This is a genomic window from Spirosoma sp. KNUC1025 (assembly GCF_045160025.1).
Classification (GTDB): Bacteria; Bacteroidota; Bacteroidia; order Cytophagales; family Spirosomataceae; genus Spirosoma.
The window spans coordinates 2,462,117-2,482,262 of the sequence record NZ_CP087139.1 but is presented as its reverse complement, the minus strand read 5'-3'; the positions used below and the strand labels follow the sequence as shown (position 1 = coordinate 2,482,262).

Below are 20,146 nucleotides of genomic sequence, written 5' to 3'. Positions count from 1 at the left end.
GAAGCGCGTAGGCCGAGTCGTTGAAAGCTACTCGATTAGCTGTACTTCTTTAGTGACAGCCAATCGAGTAGAAAACGACCAATCAGGTAGTGATAAACCAAAACAATACCAGTAGTACAATCAACACCAATGATTTAATTATTTTCCATCGGTTCAACCGGAATGAGGACGGATGCGGTTTTACAAACCCCATTTCAATACGTTCGGCAAATCCGTTTATGTGCCCCTGCGACAGGGCGTTGGTTAAATAACCAAACTCGTAGCAGTTTTTTATCCACATCAGTTGAAACGCCACCGGCAACGACCAGGTTTTCCCAACCAGAACGGCCTTCAGCAAGTTGGTCATAAACTCCGCCAAAATTAGAGCTGTCAGATAACAGGCGATGATGCGGACTTCTCCTGCCAGTACCGCCATTGGAAGGAGAAGCAAAAGCAGTAATAGACTTTCCGAAGTGTTGAGGAAGTCATGGTAGGTGTAGTTTTTGACAGGTTCTTTTCGGGCAATCTGGCTGGCCCCTTCCCCATATCTGACCATTCTGCGGGTTTGGGTCCGGCCATTGTCCCACCAGGGATGAAAGACAACGGCGTGTGGTACACCAATGTATTTTTCGTTGAAATACAGGTAGTTTCTGACCAGGAAATCGATATCCTCCCCGCTTTTTGTCAGCGCTGGGTCGAATAATTCATCGCCCAGCTTCTGCCTGTTGAGCATAATGTTGGCGGTAGGTGCCCAGGGCAACGTACTGTATCTTGAAGCAGCGCTAAAATGATCGACGGAGCCATTAATGGTGAGGGCCTTGGTGGATGAGTTGACGGGTTCAGGGAAATACGTAACGCCTACAAAACCAATAGCATTGGCCTCCTGCTGGATAGCCTGAGCATAAGCGATCAGTAGATCGCTCTGCGGCTGAATATCATCGTCGAGGAGTAATATCCATTTACTATTGCCCGCCCGGATGCCTTTATTTCGGGTGGCCGATACGCCCACATTGCTCGAATTAATGAGCAGGGTTATGGCTCCCGATTCGTGCAGTTCTTGCAGCCGCAGAGGTACTACCACCTGGGGATTATCGGCAACGATATACGTATTGACCTGAAAATCAGGCGGTTTTGGCAGGGCGATGATAGCCATCAATACGTGTTCATGGAGCCTGAAGGAAGGAATTACTATATCTATTGAATGCGGATCGTACATGCGTTCATCGCCAGCTTGAGGTTCTTTTCCAGTAGCCCGACAAAGGTAGGCAATCATTACGCCCGCCCTCGCTGCGGGCTTTACCAAACTGGGTTACTGGTTCAATAACAGCGTTGACCAAGCTTTTTTACAGTTATTTTTGTTTACATAGCAAACCTATCACGAGCATTAGTGAAGCGTATCTTATTTTTTTTTCCACTGAATCCTGTGGCCGGTTATGCGGGCAGCAGTTCGCGGGCGCTTAGTTTATTAAACTACTTCAAAGCTAAAGGCTGGCGTACCGATTTTATCAGCAAATATCATTGGGGGAAATGGACTGATGAGTCGGTCAAAGCATTTGAGGAGGCACAACTGGCCGAACACCTGTGGCTATTCCGGAAAAAGCCGGAGAAACGTAATCCAATCCACTATTTTTTTTCCTACAAAATCGGGCATCTGGCTTTCGAAAAACGGCTGAACGTACCCAGGGGTACCTTCCCGAATCATACAACTCTGCACTTACGGAATCAGCTCGACGCCGTTCTGAAAGAGAACCAGTATGATTACATTATTATCAGTTACGCTTACTGGGCCGACCTGATAAAAGACAACCCTTACCTCAACAACGCCCAAACGATTATCGATACGCACGATTTGTTGTCGTCGCAGCATCAGCATGATACAGATTATAATCGGGGCGTTGCGCTGGACGATGAATTACGCAGGCTGTCGCTCTTCGACCAGATCTGGGCCATATCGCCCGAAGAAACCTATTTTTTTTCTCAGTTCTTTGCCGACAAGGTCAAGTACATTCCGATGATGATGGATGATCCGAAGCCATCCGAAACGAATAGTGCCGAAAAAGAATTTGATCTTATCTACGTTGCCACCGACAATCCGCATAACCTTCGTTCGTCGGCCTGGTTCTTTAGCAATGTCTATCCGCTACTCGCTCCGACTCTTAAAATCTGTGTGATCGGCACCATCATCGATCATCTGCCTACGGGACTTTCTAACGTTACGTCACTACGTTCGGTGAGCGATTTGAATGCATACTATGAACGGTCCAGAATTTCGATCTGTCCGATGCTGACCGGTACGGGCGTTAAGGTAAAAGTGGTTGAAGCCATGGCCAATGGCTTACCCGTAGTGTGTTCCTCTCGCGGAACGGACGGCCTGCCCGATAAAACGGCCAATGGCTGCCTGGTAACGGATGATGCCCGTCAGTTTGCGATCTACATTACCCAATTATTGAGTGATTCTATTTTGTATCAGGCCCAAAGCAAAGCAGGAAGAGACTGTTTTAAACGAAATTTCGACACGAACGTAGTGTACAAAAAACTGGATAGGGTTTTAACGTAATTTATATTGATGAAAAAACCGAAAAGGGCACTGCTGGTTTTTTTTAACGGCAAATCGAATGCAGGCGGTGCCGAACGAATGGTTCAGTATTTTGATGACTACTTACAGAGTCGCGGACTAAAAACCGAGATACTTGACGAAGCGTTTTTGCTGAATACATTCTTAGGGAAATTCGTAAAATGCCTGCTAACGTATCGCCACTTTAAAAAGAGAAAAGAAATTTATCTGGCTCGGTTAACGTCCGCTTATTTATGGACGCGAAAGAGCGAAAAAAGCAGGGTTGTTTCTAACGGCGAGTCAACGCCTTTTTTCCCTGTTGATCTTGTCATTAGTCAGGGTTGCTATCACGTAATGGAACGGGATTATGGACGGCAGTCGGATAAATTGAGCAGAGTAGCCAATTTACAGCGATTGGGGTGCCTTCGTGCTAAACAGATTATCACAGTTACCGAAAAAGTAAAGCGGGATCTTGTTACGTATTACGAGCTGCCGCCCGAAAAAATACAGATAGTCAGCAGTCGGGTCGATACGGATTTTTTCAAACCATTGCCTCAACTACCTTCTGCCAAAAAAACGGTTCTGTACGCAGGTCGACTTGAGCCGGGTAAAGGGCTGAAGGATGTGCAGAAACTAGCCAGTATTATCGAACGCCAAAACGAGTGGAAACTGCTGATAGCCTGCAACAATCCGGGTAATACGGAGCTGTTCGACGGGTTAAAAAATACGCAAGTCATTATCGGGCTCGGGCTGGAAACAATCAACAGCCACGCCTATTCAAAAGCCGACATCGTTTTTTTTCCGTCCTTATCCGAAAGTTTTGGCATGATAACCATCGAAGCGTTGTCGGCGGGCGTTCCCGTAGTAGCAACGCCCGTTGGCATCGTTCCTGAGCTGGTGGCCCGACATTTTCCTGGCGTTACGGTACTGGAGCCGTTTGAGGATGAAGCTATTCTCCACCGTTTTTCAGAAATTGTCAAAACCTTCCGGGCAACCGTCAACCGGGATGAGCTGCACGAACTGGTAAAAAACGAATTCGGTATCGAGTCGTACAGAGCCCGGCTCGATGAAGTGCTTGATACGTCTTTTTTAGGCCAATAACTACGTAATGGAAAAACTGGTTTTATACATCAAGTCATTCCGGCCCGACTATAAGCGGGTCGAGAACCTGTTACATTCCATAGAAAAACATAACCGGGATGGAATACCCGTTTACATCTCGGTCAATGACAGCGACTACCGATTTTTTAAAAGCAGGCTGCCGGAAGGATCAACGCTCTTAAAAGACAGCGATATCGTCGTCTGCAAAATCAAAGACGGGTGGCGTTATCAGCAGGTCGTAAAAGCGCAACTGCATCGATTGAATATCTGCGAAAACTATTTCTGTATTGACTCCGACAGTGAGTTTATCCGGGATTTTTTTGTCGCCGATTTCATGTACGACGACCAAACGCCTTACACCGTAATGCACGAGGCCAAATCGTTTCTGGATACTATGGAGCTTATCGGGCGCGATTCGGCTGATCTTTTTCAGAGCCGAGCATTAAAGGCAGTCAGGCAAACGTTTGGAACGCACGGTAAAAACTGGGATTATGGTCCCTCCCCTTACTTATGGTCCACTAAAGTCTGGCGTCATTTTCACGAGTACTATTTAAAGCCTAAAAAGCACAGCCTGGAGAGTTTCTTTATAGAAATGGAACGCATCGCGCTTCCCTCTGAAGCTGTTCTTTACGGGGAATACCTACTCAAAACCCGGCTGATTGATATTATACCGGTGGAAGGTTTTTTTAAGGTTTACCACTTCAAAGAGCAGTTTGACCTGGAAGAACCGTATTTCGATATTGAGCGGCTCAAAAAAAACTACATGGGTATTATCAAACAAAGCAACTGGAACGACGAGCTTCAACCCGCCCCCGACGAAGCTTAAGAGAAAACCGTTTCGGTTTTTGTGGTTTAAATAGAGCCCATGCGGTTTTGGCTAAAAGCAAGCTACTGACTGTCACGATTCTTCTGGTTACGTAACCAGCGAAATCCGGACAGTCAGCAGGCACATTTTTGGCTACCTCGTCACCGACGTAACAACGTGTGCAGTTGGCTATTTTTTCTCATGATATACCAATAAGGGTACGTCCGCTTTTTCAATAAGCTGCGACACATGATTCGGGTGTAAGATTCCATCCAGAAACCCAGCTTTCGGGTACAGTTGCATAACAATCAAATCAGCTTTTACCTCGTCAAGTTCATCTTCGGTGGCCACTTCGAGCTGGGCGTCAAACGCGTTTAGAAGCGAGTCGGTTTGAAAACTTACCAGTTCCTGCGTGGTTTGAGGCTGCATGGCGTATACAATCGTGTGCACCTGCGCCGGATGAACCATTTCGCCCTCGGGTGTGGTCGGTATGATCAGCACCGGACAGCGAGCCTCGTCGGCCACTTCGGTTACTGCGCTCCCGGCCAGCCGATCAAAAAATGTACTCAGATCGCTACGTCCCATAATGATCAGATCAGCCGAGTGTTCAGTTGCCGACTCCAGTATACTATCTTCTACGGCGCCAATCCGCCAGTCGACCCGCACGGGTAGTCCTTCTTTACGTAGTTCGGTTGCGAGCGCACCGAGCCGCTGGCGACTGATGTCTTCGAGTTCCTGCGATGCCATCACCCCCAGCCCCGGATCGCCGATGGTTGGCAGTGTAGTGTCGGGGATCATCGGCTGATAAACGTGTAACAAGGTGATAGTAGCACCCGTTTTGCGGGCAAAAAGCCGTACCCAGGCGAGAGCGGCAGTCGTACTGGTCGAAAAGTCGGTGGGAAAAAGCAGGTTTGTCATAGGTACGTAGTTGAATGTTTTAAACGTAACAAAAAAACGGCCTTACCTTCCCAAGCTATTTATACGTATTGAGGATCAACGGCCTGTTCCCGACTCTTTTTTAAGGTGAACTTGGGATAAGTCTGATCACCTAATGATCGCACGTTTGTAGAAAAAGACTCTCCCGGAAGCTGTGCAATGCTGAAGGTATGCCATACTCATTGTGATAGCATACCTTCGGCATGATGATGGATGAGCAACTTCTTTTTTCTATAAACATGTCACACCTCCGGCATGTAACGTAATGAAAGTCAGTAAGAACAATTCAGAATTCATGTTTTTTAGTCATTTCTGACTAGGTTCCCATATGTATCCTGCTGTTTGTCGATAGCCCTGTTCAATAATCAGAAAGCCTGACTTACATAGCGTAAATCAGGCTTTTATAATCTGAGCCAACTTGAATGAGTCTTGTTCTGTTACGGTAAAAGGTACTTCTAATGAGTAATTACGTTTATTAGGCTACCAGCAGCTTAACGGCTTTCCCCACAGCTACATCTGACAATGAGTAATAGGCTTCACCATTCCAGTTCTCACTGCTCAACAGGCCGTTATCCTGCATTTGATTGATATGGAACATAAGAGCCGACTGCCCAATCTGCAAATGACGGCCCAGCGAACTGATCGAGGATGGTTTGGTAAGGCCTAAAATAATACGTACACGGGTTGGGTCTGCCAGCGCGTTCAATAATTCCGCCAGGCGGTCGATCTTCTCTTCAGTAATCTGATTCAACATGTTCATTTTTAGTTTAAAGTACAATACTAGCTCAACTCATTCTTCACTCAAAAACCGCCTTACACTGTATAAACTTTTCTGTCAATTACGAAATCATTTAGTTACCTACTTTAATTCATTCATTTAACTGATGTTACTATAAAAAAGCGATTTAAATATAAATATGTTTTAAACAAATACTAAATATAAAAATGAGGTTGTCGATAAACATTTTGTAGCCCCTCATTTGCAAGTGCTAAGTTGGGGCAATAAATCAGAACGTATGTATGAAAATCTTCAATAAAAAGAGTAATAAATATAAATTGGCACTTGTATTAATAAATTATTTATTATTCATATAATCCTAACTAAAAGATTTAGTATGAAAAACATTAAATTATGGTGTGAAAATTATAAATGTTTGATCATATTAGTAGTCCAATAGCCTGAAGAGATAATTCTGTGAATGTCTCTTAAAATGGTTTAGGTATATTCAGTAAAGCATGAGAGTGCCCGTTGTAGCTTCCTCTTACGTATCAGTTTTCAGACTAGTTTACGTATTCTTCTTTTTAAGCAGCCTTGCTGCTGAGACTTGTCAAGCTCAGTTTGATGCATTCCAACGACTGGATATGCGAGACGGTCTCGCTCAGAACACCGTATTATCCATTACTCAGGATGAAAAGGGATTTTTGTGGTTCGGAACACCAGAGGGACTGAACCGATACGACTCTCGAACATTCCGGGTCTATAAGAATGATCCATCCAATCCACGTAGTATTTCGTCGGATTGGGTGTTGTGCTCTCTCTATGATTCCCATCATACTCTATGGATCGGAACTTATAATGGTTTAAACAAATACCAGCCAAACACCGATTCTTTTCAGGCTTTCTATCACAATCCAACCGCCAAAAGTAGCCTGAGCAACAACCGCATACTCTGTATGTATGAAGACCGAAAAGGCAGAATCTGGGTAGGAACAGCGAATGGTTTAAATCGGCTCACTAATTCCGTAACCAATCATTTCGATCATTTTTTCTTTCCTGGAGCTGGACAGAACAGAATAAACAGCATTACTGAAGATAAAGAAGGTACTCTTTGGCTGGCAACCGACAACGGGCTTATCAGCATGACGATCGATCAAAATACAATACACTACACAACCTTACGTCATAATAAAGCCATTCCCGGAAGTCTAAGTGAAAACCTGGTTACAGCCATAGTTACAGACCTTACCGACAAGATCTGGGTTGGTACAAAAAGTGGGAACTTAGAGTGTTATGACCCTGCAACCGAGTCATTTATTCATTTTCGGTCCTCTGTTTTGGCGGGCAACTTATCGACAAACAATGAAATTAATTGCATGCACGTTGATCGAACCGGGACTATATGGATTGGTACCGTAGAAGGTATTATCCAGTTTGAGCCCGCTTCGAAGAAATTTACCCACTTTAAAAACGATCCGGATAATCCGCAGAGTTTAGCTGATAACAGCGTCTACTCCATCTATCGGGACAAGCAGGGGTCCATTTGGGTAGGCACGTACTATACCGGCGTTAATGTTGCTTATCCGAACAATACGCCTTTCAACGTACTAACAGCCAGAAGGCCAGCAAAAAGCCTTACCAATAAGCGGGTTAATTGCATTGCCGAAGATCGAAACCATAATTTGTGGATTGGCGCCGATGGCGATGGGCTGGATTACCTAAACCGACAAACCGGATCGCGCGTTCACTACGAAGCAGGTACAGACCCCCTAAAAAGTCTTCCCTCCAATCAGATCAAAGGAATTTACGTTGATGGCGGTGGGTACACCTGGGTAGGTATGCGCCGGGGAGGGCTAAGCCGAATGGCTCCCGACCATCGGAGTTGGACAACGTACCACGTGAGCAGCGTTAGAGATTCCGATAATGTAGATGCTATGCTGGAAGATAGCCAGAAACGTTTCTGGCTATTAACCGATAGTGGACTTAATCTTTTTAGCAGGATCGACGGGACATGCAGACTCTTTAAACCTAAAAAGGATCTGCTCAACCGTTCAGCTTCGGCTGTAACCACTTTTTCCAGCGCGGCTTTGTTCGAAGATTCCCAAAAAAATATCTGGATTGGAAGTCAGGAAGGTGTCAATTTGCTTAAGTATGGGAGCAATCAGCTTGAGTGGCTGCCGTTTAAAACCACTAAACAGAACGCTAATTTACTGGCGCATGGATCGGTTTATTCGATTCATGAAGACAGTAAAGGAAATATATGGGTAGGCACACGATTTGACGGTCTGAAACGATTTGATGCCAGACAAAGGAGATTCATTAATTATGGCGAAGCATACGGATTACCTGTAAGCACGATACGGGCAATCCAGAGCGATACAAATGGTATTCTATGGTTTGATACAAATTATGAACTAATCCGCTTTAACACCGAGACGAAAAAGAGTCATATTTACACCAACTCCGACGGGATTCCGGGTAGCGAATTTGAAACGAACGCTTCCTTCAGAGGCCATAATGGACGGCTATATTTTGGAAGCAACGACGGGTTATTATATTTTGACCCATTAGCCATTAAAATCAATATGCAACGTCCTAATGTTGTATTTACGGGCCTGGAAGTATTGAACAAACCGGTAAAAGTCGGTGATGAAACCAGTTTATTACCAAATGATATTGCCCTCACAGATCGGCTTACGTTCAATTACCAGCAAGATTATTTTACGATAAGCTTTGCGGTACTTAATTATATTAAATCCGAAAAAAATCAGTATGCGTATAAACTAGATGGTCTGGATCAGGAATGGCATTATACCAGTACGCCATCGGTTACGTACAACAATCTCCCATCTGGCACATACACGCTATTGGTAAAAGGAGCCAACAACGATGGTGTCTGGAGTATAAAACCCGCCCAGATACGCATCAATGTGCTACCACCCTTCTGGAGAACCTGGTGGGCATATGCGTTTTATTTCCTCACATTTGTTATTATTCTCTATTTTATCCTGCGGTCGTTCTGGCTTAAAAATACATTTCTACGGGAGCAGGAATTACACCAGGCCAAGCTGGATTTTTTTACAAATATATCTCACGAAATCCGAACACACCTCACCCTAATTATTGGCCCCATCGACGTATTATTACGTTCTAAAAAAGACGATAAAGAAATACAAAAACAGCTGTCTTACGCAAAAAATAGTTCAAACAGCCTATTGAGCCTGGTTACAGAATTAATGGATTTTCGGAAAGCCGAAAGTAAACAGCTGTCCCTCCATGTTTCAAAGAATAATATCGTTGAGTTTATAAACAGTATTATCGTCTCCTTTAATTACTTATCCGAAAAACGGAATATCAACTTTTCCTTTTCAAGTAATAAAGACAACATTGTAGTTTGGTTCGATCCAGAACAATTATCAAAAGTAATTTACAACATCCTTTCCAATGCCTACAAATTCATTTCGGACGGCGGAGAAATAGGGATTGATATTGAAGAAAAACCTGATTTTGTAGCAATAAAAATCTCTGATAACGGTAAAGGTATTTCGGAAGAAAACGCGAAAAAATTATTTAATAATTATTTCCAGGTATATGACTATGGTGTAAAAAATACAGGCTATGGCATAGGTCTTGCCCTATCGAGAACGATTACCGAATTGCACCAGGGAACTCTGTCCGTTGACAGTCGGGAAGCCCAGGATGGCCAAAACGGCTTTACCTGTTTTACGATTCGTCTCCGGAAAGGGCATCATCACTTTACTAAAGACCAGCTTGTTGCCACTACGTCGCAGACTGGCCATGCTGGTATAAAAGAGGACTTTCTGGAGATACCTTCAGAAACAGAACCCGAATTCGAAAAATCGCATACGATCTTACTGGTTGAAGATAATGACGAGTTACGTGGCTTTCTTAAAGGAATTCTGTTTCATCAATATCATGTGCTCGAAGCGGCTGCTGGACAGGACGGCTGGGAAATCGCAACCAACCGCATACCGGACCTGATCATCAGCGATATTATGATGGTGGGGATGGATGGGCTGGAACTCTGCCGCCGTTTAAAATCCGATGAACGGACTAGCCATATCCCAATCATACTGATTACGGCAAAAGCGGCCCTTGACAATCAGATAGTGGGGCTGGAGACTGGTGCCGATGGTTATATTGCCAAGCCCGTAAATCTGCAGGTGCTGACACTTAAAATACGTAATCTGCTCAACGCCCGTGAGCTAATGCAGCAGAAGTATGGTCAGCAGATTGCCAAAGAACCACAAAACATTCCAATTGCTACCACCTCTGTCGATGAGAAATTCATACGCAAAATCATCCAGATCACAGAACAACACATGAGCAATCCAGCATTTGGGGTAGAGCTGCTAACCACTGAAGTAGGTATGAGCACGCCAGTCCTGTACAAAAAGCTGAAAGCACTGACAAATATGTCGGTGAATGATTTTACAAAATCCATTCGTATGAAAAAGGCCGCACAATTGCTACAGCAAGGCCATTTGAATATTAATGAAGTAGCCTATGAAGTTGGCTTTGATGACCGACGCTATTTTAGTCGTGAATTCAAAAAAGTGTTCGGCCTCAACCCCAGCGACTATGCCAAAGGGGCTGCTTCCCTGAATTAAACGCTTCATAATCTACTAATAAGATCCCCGCTTCCCGAACGTAACAGACGTTCGGGAAGCGGGGATAGCCAACACACTCTGCATCTCATTCTGCTGGCAATCAGGATAGTATTTCTTTCTTTTCGATGCCTCCGGGCTGTCCTTTAAGCACTGCTTTGGCTTGCTTCACAACGTTTTCTACCGTAAAGCCAAAATACGCCATCACTTCTTCGCCCGGTCCAGACAGCCCAAAGCGGTTCATGCTTATGGTCGTGCCCTCATCCGTTACGTATTTATGCCAGCCAATGGGCGAGCCTACTTCAACAGCCAGTCGTTTCCGGACAGTCGGTGGAAGCACTTTATGGTGGTACGCAATATCCTGTTGTTCAAACAATTCCCAGGAGGGCATACTGACGACCCGCGCCCGGATATTTTGTTTTTTCAATTCGGCCTGCGCATCCATCACCAACGACACCTCCGAACCGGTAGCAATCAGAATAATTTCGGGAACCCCTTCGCACTCACTCAAAATATAAGCGCCTTTTTCCAGATCACGCGCCGAGCCATATTTGTCCTGATCGAGCACGGGCAGTTTTTGCCTGGATAGCAGTAAGACCACTGGTGTTTTGGGTTGTGTCATGGCTACACGCCAGGCTTCGATGGTTTCGTTCGCATCAGCGGGCCGAATCACAATGATATTCGGAATGGTACGTAACGCGACATATTGTTCCACCGGCTGGTGCGTAGGGCCATCTTCGCCCAACCCGATGCTATCGTGGGTAAATACGAACGTAGCCGACGATTCAGCCAGCGCCGTTAACCGGATGGCACCCCGCATATAATCGGAAAAGTTCAGGAACGTACCGCCATATGGATGAACGCCACCGTGTTGGGCCATGCCATTCAGTGCTGCACCCATCGCATGCTCACGAACACCAAACCAGATGTTTGAATTGCCATAGTGACCAGGCTGAAAACTCACATCACCTTTGGTTGGCATTTCATTAGAGGAAGCCAGATCCGCCGATCCGCCGAACAAATAAGGCACTGATTTCTTCAAAGCCTCTAAAGCTTTACCCGATGCCTGTCGGGTTGCCAATGCCCCATCAGCAGGCGTAAATTTGGGCAGGTTTTTATCCCAGCCTTCGGGCAGCTTACCCTTAAACGATACACTAAACAGTTCGGCCTCATCCGGAAATCCCGCTTTATAGGCATCAAACCGCTTTTTCCAGTCGGCCTGCAAATCGGCTCCCCGCTTTCCGGGTTCAAGCAGATAATCCTTTACCTCATTGGGGATGACGAACGATTTGTCGGGGTCCCATCCGAAAAACTCTTTGGTCTTGCGAACATTTTCTTCGCCGAGCGGGCTTCCGTGCGACTTGCTTGTACCTGCCAGTGGGCTCCCGTATCCGATCTGGGTACGTACTGCAATGATTGACGGACGCTCTGTTTCGGCCTGTGCCAGTTTGATAGCAGCCTCAATGGCATCCAGATCATTACCATCGCCCACATGTTGCGTGTGCCAGCCATAGGCATCAAAGCGGGCCATGCGGTCTTCGGTAAAGGCCAGATTCGTAGGCCCATCCAGCGAAATCAGGTTATCATCGTAGAGGTAAATCAGTTTTCCCAGCTTCAGGTGCCCGGCCAAAGAAGCCGCTTCCGATGCAATGCCCTCCATCAGATCCCCATCGCTGACAATTGAGTACGTGTAATGATCCATGACAGTATGGCCTTCGCGGTTGTAGGTAGCCGCCAGAAACGCTTCGGCCATTGCCATACCAACCCCGTTGGCAAAACCCTGCCCCAATGGGCCGGTCGTTACCTCAACGCCCGCCGTCAGGTTCGATTCGGGGTGGCCGGGTGTTTTGGAATGAAGTTGGCGGAAGTGTTTCAGATCATTCAGCGACAGATCGTAACCGTACAAATGCAGCATACTGTACAGCAAAGCCGAGCCATGCCCGGCTGACAGAACGAATCGGTCGCGGTCGGGCCAGTGAGGATCATTGGGATTAAAACGTAGAAACCGAGACCAGAGAACGTAAGCCATCGGAGCAGCACCCAGTGGTAAACCCGGATGTCCTGAATTTGCTTTTTGAACAGCATCGACCGACAAAAGTCGTATGGTATTAACACTCAATTGGTCGAGGTCAACAGATTTGGTTGCCATAGTGAACGAGTCAGTAAGTAAAGAAGTCCTGGTATTACCGGACCCTGCACCTGATTCGATCCGGTTTTATATAGTAACTACCGAATTCCAAAAGAAGATTGAAAAAATAAAGAATTTGGGGAAATAAGGCTAAAATCCCCACGCTCGGCTATATAGAGCCAGACATACGTAGCGTAGAAGCCTAACAAAAACGCATTGACTAACAGACCGTTCGGCCCTATACGCCAATGGTTCTTTATTAAAATTACGAACAATCGTGATCGTAAAGAGTCTTTACAGGATAGACTGTACGTAAAATTTCATACTCCTTACATAAACTGAATTGCTCATGCCTATTCGTGTTAGATTGGATTTTACGGCTCCTTTCACTGTCGGTGACACTGTTTATTCGACCTATCCGCCTGGTAACAATGACCACACGGGTGGCCCGGCATCGTATGACTTCATCAAAGGCAAAATATCCTCAGTAAAGTTTGAGCTGGATCTCAGCCACGATAACTCCTGCCTGATACACGAGCCTTTAACCGAAAAGCAATTAAACGTAGAAGTCGTTGTGTATACGGTGATTCCATTACGTGACTATCATCTTTCAGCTTTCACGGTCGAGTGCCATACGCAATCTGGCAGCCATCCTAAGCTATTTGCGTCGGAGGAAGAACTACGCGCGTACCAACATCCTGTGGCATCCTAGATTGGATCTTCTTTAATCAGCCGATCATCTGTCAAGTCATCAAGCCCCAAAATACCTTTGAGGTTTAATGGCCTTGGGGGCGTTTGACTAGTATCCTTTTTAACGGCAGATTCTTTTTGACTAGTCCGTCTTTCAATTACCAGGGGTTCTGGCTGGTGATTGGCGGGTTCGCGTGTCGCTAACGTTTTCATAGTACAGGAACTATTGATGCTATAAAACCAACAACGCGTTCTATTGGGTAATTTACGCTATCAGACAATTAGGTAACGGCACTAAGTCCACTACCTAATTATCTGATAGCCTGCTTACCACAACAATCTCATAGTTAGTTATGGCTATTTTGGTCAACTCTGTAATTCCTTACAGTTATGGGAACGATGCTTGTATTGACTAATGACGTTGATAATGTGAGTATCGGTTTAGGCGTACAAATCCACGAAATTTCCCCCGATTCCCGCCTACTGATTCGACGACTAACTGCCGACCTATTGACGGAGTTAGTACAATTACCTTCGGATTCGCTACCAAACGTGATTCTGGTCGACTCCTGTGTTGAAAGTCTGCCTCTATTGAAAGAAGTAAAAGCAAACTCTCATTTGCACCATATTCCGATTCTTATGCTGAGAGCCGACGCTACGCAACGAAAAGCCCAGATAGAATTGGCTGGTGAACTGTTTCTGCACCGCCCATCTCAACGAAAACAGCCCCGTTGATGATGTCTACTGCTCAGATTTCTGAGGTCAGCTAATACTGCTAAAAAACTCGTACGTTCCCTGAATAAACCCAATTATACTCGTGCCGTGTGTACCGCCCTGAATGGGAATAAGCTTGACATTGGTCGCGCCACGTTTTTGCATAGCATCATTTGCATTTTGCGAATTTAAAAACGGCACAATTTCGTCGGCCGTACCATGATACAGCCGGGTGGGCGTACGAGGCTTCCAATCGTGAATATCATTATCCTGAACGGCCGAGATAAAGTCCTTATCGGTGCCGTCGGAAATTGCCTTCTTGAACGTATCAGAAAAGGCGTTGTTCAGGCTTACATTAATCGACGCATCTTTGCCATTCTGGGCGATCTGCGTGGCATACGGTTCTTTGAAGTAATACGTCATGGGTCGATTCAAGCCATAAATCCGGTCATATGTAAGTAAAACCCAAACATAAAGCCGATTGATGTAATCAACACCTGCCGTTTGTTCGTTGATGAGGTGATTCATAAACGCCGGTTTATCGTATGCGCCAGCGCCACAACTTGACGCTACCAGGTTAAACTCACTCCCCGTTTCCTCTTCAATTTTCTTTTGCAGCGCCATCGTGGCATACCCCCCTTCCGAATACCCGGCCAAAAACAGACGCTTATCCCAATTGATATTTTGCTTGCTCAGAAACTCCTGTGCCGCCCTCAACATATCGAGCGAAGCGGTGGCCAGCCCATTCCGGTTTTCATATGTATGCGGTAAATCTTTAGAAGCCCCATAGCCAATATAATCAGGAGCCGCAATGATATATCCCTGCGAGGCAAAAACAGAACCATACGTATACGCTTCGCTGCTCGATTTAAAATTGGATGGCGCATCGTTTTCGCTGGTAATGGTCCCGTGTTGCATACTAAGCAAAGGCACTGGGGTTGTTACGTTCGGCACGATAAGGGCGCCCGATGCTTTAATGGGTTTACCATCTGTATTGGTAGTTGTGTATTCCAGCCGGTAAGCTTTTACGCCATAGCGGATAAAAATCTGAAGGATTGCACTCGCTCCGGTAAAACGGCTACGTAACTGATCCGTTGAGTAATCGCCAATCAGCGAACTGGTAACCAGTGTTTGTGTCTGCGTCGTAGGTGAAGGATCATCACCTGCCGATGTTTTGCAGCCGGACGGCGCAATCAAAAGCATGCCTCCCAAAAGAAGCAGCGTAAAGAATGATTTAATCGTGAGCATGTAGAGGAATTTGATCTGTATGACAGGTATTATTTTAACGCTGGATGCTACGTTTTCGTTTGTCAGTACGCCGTTCTATCTGAAAAATGCCCATGAATACACATTTGATTTTCAAGGTATTACGTAGAGTGTGTTGCCAAAACAAAAAGAAGATGAAATTCTAACTACTATAAACTTTATAAACCTGTCAATTTCTGTGGAATGCACTCCACAACTCTATGCATCTGGCTTCCCGGTTACTCTATCTAATTAGTTCTCTATCACGCTGACCACCTTAATTATCTAATGTAATTTCTAGAAATAATCTATTGATTTACAGAGTTTTAAAGCAAATAAATATCTTTTATGCTGCAAACTGTATCAAACTGGTACAGGGTTTGGGCGTGTGTAACCAGTACCAAATATTCACAACACTATGCGTAATCAGTTGACATCAGCCGGAACCAGAACAGTAGTAATCCTTTTAACTGCTGGCGTTTTATCCGGTAATGTTTTAGCAAGCTGTAAATCCAATAAACAATCCGTAAACAGTAAACAGACATCCACGGGCAAAAGCAAATTAAATAAGACCCAGAAAGGCGCTATTGTCGGTGCTACGGGTGGTGCCGTAGTTGGTAGTGTAATTGGCCAGCGAACGGGCAAAACTGCTCTGGGAGCTATTCTCGGAGCAACGGTTGGTGGAGCAGCAGGCGCTGTTATCGGTCGCCGAATGGATAAACAGGCCGAAGAAATGAAACGGCAAATGCCAAACGCCCAGGTAGAACGGGTTGGTGAGGGTATCAAAATTACGTTTGGGTCTGATATTCTGTTCGACACAGATTCCTATGCACTGAAATCCGCGACCAAACAGCAGTTGATCGAATTTGCTAAAACGCTGAATAAATACGAGGACACCGAGATACGAATAGAGGGCCATGCTGATGCTACGGGGCCGGAAGATTACAATTTGAAGCTTTCGAAACAAAGAGCAGATGCTGTTGGTAGCTATCTGGAAGCTCAGGGCGTGAAAACATCCCGTGTGGACGAAAAAGGCTACGGTGAAGCACAACCTGTTGCCGATAATACGACAGAAACAGGGCGTCAGAAAAATCGTAGGGTAGATATTGCAGTTTTTGCAAACAAAAAAATGCAACAGGATGCTAAAGAAGGAAAGCTTGGTGATTAGTCGTCCCAATGCAGGTTTAGCTTCTTTCATTAACGTGCACATACATATGGCAAAGGTCAAAAAAGGTGACGCAGTAACCTGGAACTATGGAAAAGGAAAAGGCGAAGGGACCGTAGCGGAGGTTCATCAGGAAGATATAAAGCGAACTGTTCAGGGAGCTACCGTAAAACGAAAAGGCTCCGCCGATGAACCAGCTCTCGTTTTAAAGCAGGGCGACAAAAAAGTGGTGAAGTCAGCCAGTGAGGTCACTAAAAAATAACTGTTATGGCAGCAAGACACGCTGATGATGAGCAGAAGAAAGCGATAAGGGACGAATTCGATTCCGTTGTTAATATGTCGGCTTCGCAACTTGGGAAATGGCTTCAGACTGACGAATCGAAATCGGTTGGTCAGAAGAAAGATGGCGAAAGCGAGTCAATCGGTCATCAATCGGGTGAACACATTATTGACATTCTTAACAAGAAAGTTGATGACTTATCCGAAAGTGACTATACGCACATGAGCAAGGTAATCAGCTACGTCCGGCGGCACAGTGCGCAGCGTCCAGAACACGTAGCGGGCTCAAATTGGGCCTATTCATTGAAAAACTGGGGGCACGACCCCGAAAAATAACAGCGGTTGGTGGGCGTGGCTGTCCATAATAGTATGGCCCCTGCCAATGGCTTTCTGATTTACTCAACGACAGATCAATTCATCAAGTACAGTTAAATTCATTACCTAACAAAACAGAACACGTTATGAACGTAAAAGAAACCCGGGGAGAAATCCTGGATCAGTTAAATAAACTGCTCACCCGCAACCACGATGCAGAAAAAGGCTATCAGGAAGCCTCTGAGAATGTTAAAGACAACGAATTAAAAAGCTTGTTTTTAGCTCAATCGCGCCAACGGGGTGAGTTTGCTCAGGAAATTGACCGCGAAATTCGGGCCCTGGGCGGAGAGCCTGACAACGATACCAGCCTCGCTGCTGATTTGCACCGGGCGTGGATAAATATAAAATCAACCTTCTCCAGCGACGATGATAAAGCAACCGTTCAGGAATGCCATCGTGGCGACAAGGAGGCCCTGGAGGACTACAATGCTGTGCTTCAGGAAACGGACTTAGCAGCCAGTACGCGTGAACTATTGTTACGCCAAAAACAGAGCATCGATTCAGCTAATTCATCGATGGCTCGACTGGCTCAGGTAGTGTAGTGAATGGTGGGATTGGAAAGCCTGTCTCCTTTGGGGGCAGGCTTTTTTGTTTGCCCATCTGCTAAAAACAATACTATTCACAGCCAGTTAAAATAATAAGGCATGTCGAAGTAGCCTTTTATTCATCATACACGATTCTCATATGAGTAAACCATCTAAGGCAAATGATGCCTCCGAATCTATACAGTCAAAACCGGGTAGACCGTACCCACTTGGTGCTACGTACGATAATGAAGGCGTAAATTTTGCCCTTTTCAGTGAAAACGCTACCGCTGTATACCTATGCCTGTACGATACGTCTGACGCAAGCCGCCAAACAGCCTGTTTTCCTATAACGGAGCGTACGGATCTGGTCTGGCATATTTATCTGGAAGGCTTGCAGCCAGGACAACTTTATGGCTTTCGGGTGGAAGGGCCTTACGATCCACAGGGCGGCCATTTTTTCAATCCAAATAAAGTGCTGCTCGACCCATACGCCCGGGCCATTAATGCACCCATTACGCATAACAACGCCTGGCTGGGTTATAATTATAAAAAGCCCACATCCAGCGAAGAAGGTACGGACGAGTATCTGGTCATGAGCGAGGAGGATAGTGGACCAACTATGCCCAAAAGCGTGGTTGTCGACCCGGCATTTGACTGGGAAGATGATTCGCCTATTCTGACTCCTCTGCATCGCACAGTCATTTACGAGATGCATGTAAAAGGGTTCTCGCACCTGCACCCCACCATGGACGAAGCTATTCGTGGTACGTATGCAGGAGTCGGTGCGCCCGAGAGCGTTGAATACCTGAAAAAGCTGGGGATCACGGCAGTTGAGTTGCTTCCTGTTCATCAGTTTACAGACGAGAGTTACTGGGGGTACAATACCATCGGATTCTTTGCCCCCAGAATACCTATTCATCCGCCGGCATGGCAGGTCAGCAGGTAACGGAATTCAAACAGATGGTAAAAAATCTGCATAAAGCCGGTATCGAGGTTATTCTGGATGTGGTCTATAACCATACGGCCGAAGGCAATCAGCTTGGCCCTACCCTTTCGTTTAAGGGCATCGATAACCGGGTGTATTATCATCAGGTTGGCGACAAGCCAGAATACTACATGGATTATACCGGTACGGGTAATACGTTCAATCTTAGCCATCCGCGGGTGTTGCAACTGGTCATGGACAGCCTTCGCTATTGGGTCACCGATATGCACGTCGATGGATTCCGGTTTGATCTGGCTTCGGCTCTCATCCGCACAGATGAAGAATTTGGCAGTGTTTCGTCGTTTCTGGATACCGTAGCGCAGGACCCCATTCTGGCCCAAGTGAAGCTTATTGCCGAACCCTGGGACATCCACTCGTATCATGTGGGTGGCTTTCCGGTACGCTGGTCGGAATGGAATGGCAAATACCGCGATACGCTCCGGGCCTTCTGGAAAGGCGACAGCGGCAAAGCCGCCGAAACCGCCATCAGGCTTTTGGGCAGCCCCGATCTATATGCCAATGATGGCCGTTCCCCAGCCAACAGCATTAATCTAATTACGGCGCATGATGGCTTTACGCTCAATGACCTGGTCAGTTACAACGACAAGCATAACGAAGCCAATGGCGAAGATAACCGCGATGGCTCTAACGACAACTTAAGTTGGAATTGTGGGGCTGAAGGTCCTACAGACGACCCCGCTATCAATGAATTACGTGAGCGCCAGAAACGTAATTTTCTGACCACCATGCTCCTTAGCCAGGGGACGCCAATGATTGTAATGGGCGATGAATGCGGCCGAACGCAACACGGCAACAACAATGGCTATAATCAGGATAGCGAAATCAGCTGGATGGATTGGCACTGGAATGAAAAACAACAAGCTTTGTTTGAGTTTACCAGCCAGCTTACAGCGTTACGTCGCGACATTCCCCTGCTTAGCCGTCGTAAATTCTTTGGCACTGAGCAGGTGGCCTACCTGCTTCCTGAAGGGGGAGAGATGACGGATAATGACTTGCATAATCCCGAAACGCGATGCCTTGGCTTGTTCATCGACGGCTTACGGGTAGCCGAGCAAACCGAAGACGGCCAGGATATAGGCGACGAGCAACTGTTGTGGATACTAAACGCATACTGGGAAGATATCCCGTTCATGCTTCCAAAAATTGGCCGCAAAACCTCAACCTGGGAAGTAATTCTCGACACAGCTACGGGCCAGATTCACCCGGATACGGCAGCAGTTAAAGGCGGGCATCCAGTAACGGTAACCGCTTGGTCGTCGGTGCTGCTACGTGTAAAATAAAGTCTGACATACCGAT

16 protein-coding genes and 1 pseudogene are annotated in these 20,146 nt (G+C 46.0%); 11 read left to right on the top strand and 6 right to left on the bottom strand.

Annotation, left to right across the window (positions count from 1 at the left end; all coding sequences use genetic code 11):
• Positions 1-82 precede the first annotated feature (82 nt).
• Positions 83-1,252, bottom strand: a complete 1,170-nt coding sequence (locus tag LN737_RS10745) for a glycosyltransferase family 2 protein (protein WP_405518697.1) — start codon at positions 1,250-1,252, stop codon at positions 83-85.
• A 114-nt stretch (positions 1,253-1,366) separates the two neighbouring features.
• Here LN737_RS10745 and LN737_RS10740 point away from each other — a divergent pair, with 114 nt between their 5' ends.
• From LN737_RS10740 to LN737_RS10730, 3 genes are read left to right on the top strand one after another with little or no spacing between them, the layout of a single operon-like run.
• Positions 1,367-2,536: a glycosyltransferase gene (locus tag LN737_RS10740; RefSeq protein WP_405518695.1), complete on the top strand. Its 1,170-nt coding sequence runs from the start codon at positions 1,367-1,369 to the stop codon at positions 2,534-2,536.
• Positions 2,537-2,545: 9 nt separating this feature from the next.
• Positions 2,546-3,634 carry a glycosyltransferase family 4 protein gene (locus LN737_RS10735; RefSeq protein WP_405518693.1) on the top strand — a complete coding sequence of 363 codons (1,089 nt, stop codon included), beginning with the start codon at positions 2,546-2,548 and terminating at the stop codon, positions 3,632-3,634.
• Positions 3,635-3,641: 7 nt separating this feature from the next.
• A complete protein-coding gene (locus LN737_RS10730; protein WP_405518691.1) occupies positions 3,642-4,460 on the top strand; it encodes a DUF6492 family protein in 819 nt (272 codons plus the stop codon).
• Positions 4,461-4,628: 168 nt separating this feature from the next.
• On the opposite strand, the gene LN737_RS10725 is transcribed toward LN737_RS10730, so the two are convergent.
• Both LN737_RS10725 and LN737_RS10720 read right to left on the bottom strand, forming a co-directional pair.
• A complete protein-coding gene (locus tag LN737_RS10725; RefSeq protein ID WP_405518690.1) occupies positions 4,629-5,357 on the bottom strand; it encodes a universal stress protein in 729 nt (242 codons plus the stop codon).
• A gap of 493 nt (positions 5,358-5,850) precedes the next feature.
• A complete protein-coding gene (locus LN737_RS10720) occupies positions 5,851-6,129 on the bottom strand; it encodes a helix-turn-helix transcriptional regulator (RefSeq protein ID WP_405518688.1) in 279 nt (92 codons plus the stop codon).
• 608 nt (positions 6,130-6,737) lie between these two features.
• On the opposite strand from LN737_RS10720, the gene LN737_RS10715 reads away from it, so the two are divergent.
• Positions 6,738-10,724, top strand: coding sequence for a hybrid sensor histidine kinase/response regulator transcription factor (locus LN737_RS10715; RefSeq protein WP_405518686.1), 3,987 nt, complete (start codon positions 6,738-6,740; stop codon positions 10,722-10,724).
• A gap of 100 nt (positions 10,725-10,824) precedes the next feature.
• On the opposite strand, the gene tkt is transcribed toward LN737_RS10715, so the two are convergent.
• Positions 10,825-12,870, bottom strand: coding sequence for a transketolase (tkt, locus tag LN737_RS10710; RefSeq protein WP_405518684.1), 2,046 nt, complete (start codon positions 12,868-12,870; stop codon positions 10,825-10,827).
• A gap of 328 nt (positions 12,871-13,198) precedes the next feature.
• Here tkt and LN737_RS10705 point away from each other — a divergent pair, with 328 nt between their 5' ends.
• A complete protein-coding gene (locus LN737_RS10705) occupies positions 13,199-13,561 on the top strand; it encodes a hypothetical protein (RefSeq protein WP_405518683.1) in 363 nt (120 codons plus the stop codon).
• Here the strand turns inward: LN737_RS10705 and LN737_RS10700 are convergent.
• Entirely contained in the window at positions 13,558-13,752 is a 195-nt protein-coding gene (locus tag LN737_RS10700) for a hypothetical protein (protein WP_405518681.1), read from the bottom strand. The genes LN737_RS10705 and LN737_RS10700 overlap by 4 nt on opposite strands.
• A gap of 177 nt (positions 13,753-13,929) precedes the next feature.
• On the opposite strand from LN737_RS10700, the gene LN737_RS10695 reads away from it, so the two are divergent.
• Complete coding sequence (locus LN737_RS10695) at positions 13,930-14,274, top strand: hypothetical protein (protein ID WP_405518679.1); 345 nt, start codon at positions 13,930-13,932, stop codon at positions 14,272-14,274.
• A gap of 27 nt (positions 14,275-14,301) precedes the next feature.
• Here the strand turns inward: LN737_RS10695 and LN737_RS10690 are convergent, their stop codons facing one another.
• Positions 14,302-15,501, bottom strand: a complete 1,200-nt coding sequence (locus LN737_RS10690; RefSeq protein WP_405518677.1) for a S9 family peptidase — start codon at positions 15,499-15,501, stop codon at positions 14,302-14,304.
• A gap of 415 nt (positions 15,502-15,916) precedes the next feature.
• Between LN737_RS10690 and LN737_RS10685 the strand changes: the two genes are divergently transcribed.
• The 5 genes and pseudogenes from LN737_RS10685 to glgX all read left to right on the top strand — a co-directional run bounded on the left by LN737_RS10685 (position 15,917) and on the right by glgX (position 20,130).
• Positions 15,917-16,666, top strand: a complete 750-nt coding sequence (locus LN737_RS10685; protein WP_405518675.1) for an OmpA family protein — start codon at positions 15,917-15,919, stop codon at positions 16,664-16,666.
• A 46-nt stretch (positions 16,667-16,712) separates the two neighbouring features.
• Positions 16,713-16,925, top strand: a complete 213-nt coding sequence (locus LN737_RS10680; protein ID WP_405518673.1) for a DUF2945 domain-containing protein — start codon at positions 16,713-16,715, stop codon at positions 16,923-16,925.
• A gap of 5 nt (positions 16,926-16,930) precedes the next feature.
• Positions 16,931-17,278 (top strand): DUF3140 domain-containing protein, encoded by a 348-nt coding sequence (locus LN737_RS10675; RefSeq protein ID WP_405518672.1) that lies wholly within the window; start codon positions 16,931-16,933, stop codon positions 17,276-17,278.
• 125 nt (positions 17,279-17,403) lie between these two features.
• On the top strand, positions 17,404-17,859 hold the full coding sequence (locus LN737_RS10670; RefSeq protein WP_405518670.1) for a PA2169 family four-helix-bundle protein: 456 nt from the start codon (positions 17,404-17,406) through the stop codon (positions 17,857-17,859).
• Positions 17,860-18,001: 142 nt separating this feature from the next.
• Positions 18,002-20,130 (top strand): annotated as a pseudogene (gene glgX, locus LN737_RS10665) (glycogen debranching protein GlgX).
• Positions 20,131-20,146 lie beyond the last annotated feature (16 nt).

Bases quoted from the DNA above. Each gene is read 5' to 3' on its own strand.
- LN737_RS10745 (WP_405518697.1), bottom strand. From the start codon at position 1,252: ATGATTGCCTACCTTTGTCGGGCTACTGGAAAAGAACCTCAAGCTGGC.
- LN737_RS10735 (WP_405518693.1), top strand. From the start codon at position 2,546: ATGAAAAAACCGAAAAGGGCACTGCTGGTTTTTTTTAACGGCAAATCG.
- LN737_RS10730 (WP_405518691.1), top strand. From the start codon at position 3,642: ATGGAAAAACTGGTTTTATACATCAAGTCATTCCGGCCCGACTATAAG.
- LN737_RS10725 (WP_405518690.1), bottom strand. From the start codon at position 5,357: ATGACAAACCTGCTTTTTCCCACCGACTTTTCGACCAGTACGACTGCC.
- LN737_RS10720 (WP_405518688.1), bottom strand. From the start codon at position 6,129: ATGTTGAATCAGATTACTGAAGAGAAGATCGACCGCCTGGCGGAATTA.
- LN737_RS10715 (WP_405518686.1), top strand. From the start codon at position 6,738: ATGCGAGACGGTCTCGCTCAGAACACCGTATTATCCATTACTCAGGAT.
- tkt (WP_405518684.1), bottom strand. From the start codon at position 12,870: ATGGCAACCAAATCTGTTGACCTCGACCAATTGAGTGTTAATACCATA.
- LN737_RS10705 (WP_405518683.1), top strand. From the start codon at position 13,199: ATGCCTATTCGTGTTAGATTGGATTTTACGGCTCCTTTCACTGTCGGT.
- LN737_RS10700 (WP_405518681.1), bottom strand. From the start codon at position 13,752: ATGAAAACGTTAGCGACACGCGAACCCGCCAATCACCAGCCAGAACCC.
- LN737_RS10695 (WP_405518679.1), top strand. From the start codon at position 13,930: ATGGGAACGATGCTTGTATTGACTAATGACGTTGATAATGTGAGTATC.
- LN737_RS10690 (WP_405518677.1), bottom strand. From the start codon at position 15,501: ATGCTCACGATTAAATCATTCTTTACGCTGCTTCTTTTGGGAGGCATG.
- LN737_RS10685 (WP_405518675.1), top strand. From the start codon at position 15,917: ATGCGTAATCAGTTGACATCAGCCGGAACCAGAACAGTAGTAATCCTT.
- LN737_RS10680 (WP_405518673.1), top strand. From the start codon at position 16,713: ATGGCAAAGGTCAAAAAAGGTGACGCAGTAACCTGGAACTATGGAAAA.
- LN737_RS10675 (WP_405518672.1), top strand. From the start codon at position 16,931: ATGGCAGCAAGACACGCTGATGATGAGCAGAAGAAAGCGATAAGGGAC.
- LN737_RS10670 (WP_405518670.1), top strand. From the start codon at position 17,404: ATGAACGTAAAAGAAACCCGGGGAGAAATCCTGGATCAGTTAAATAAA.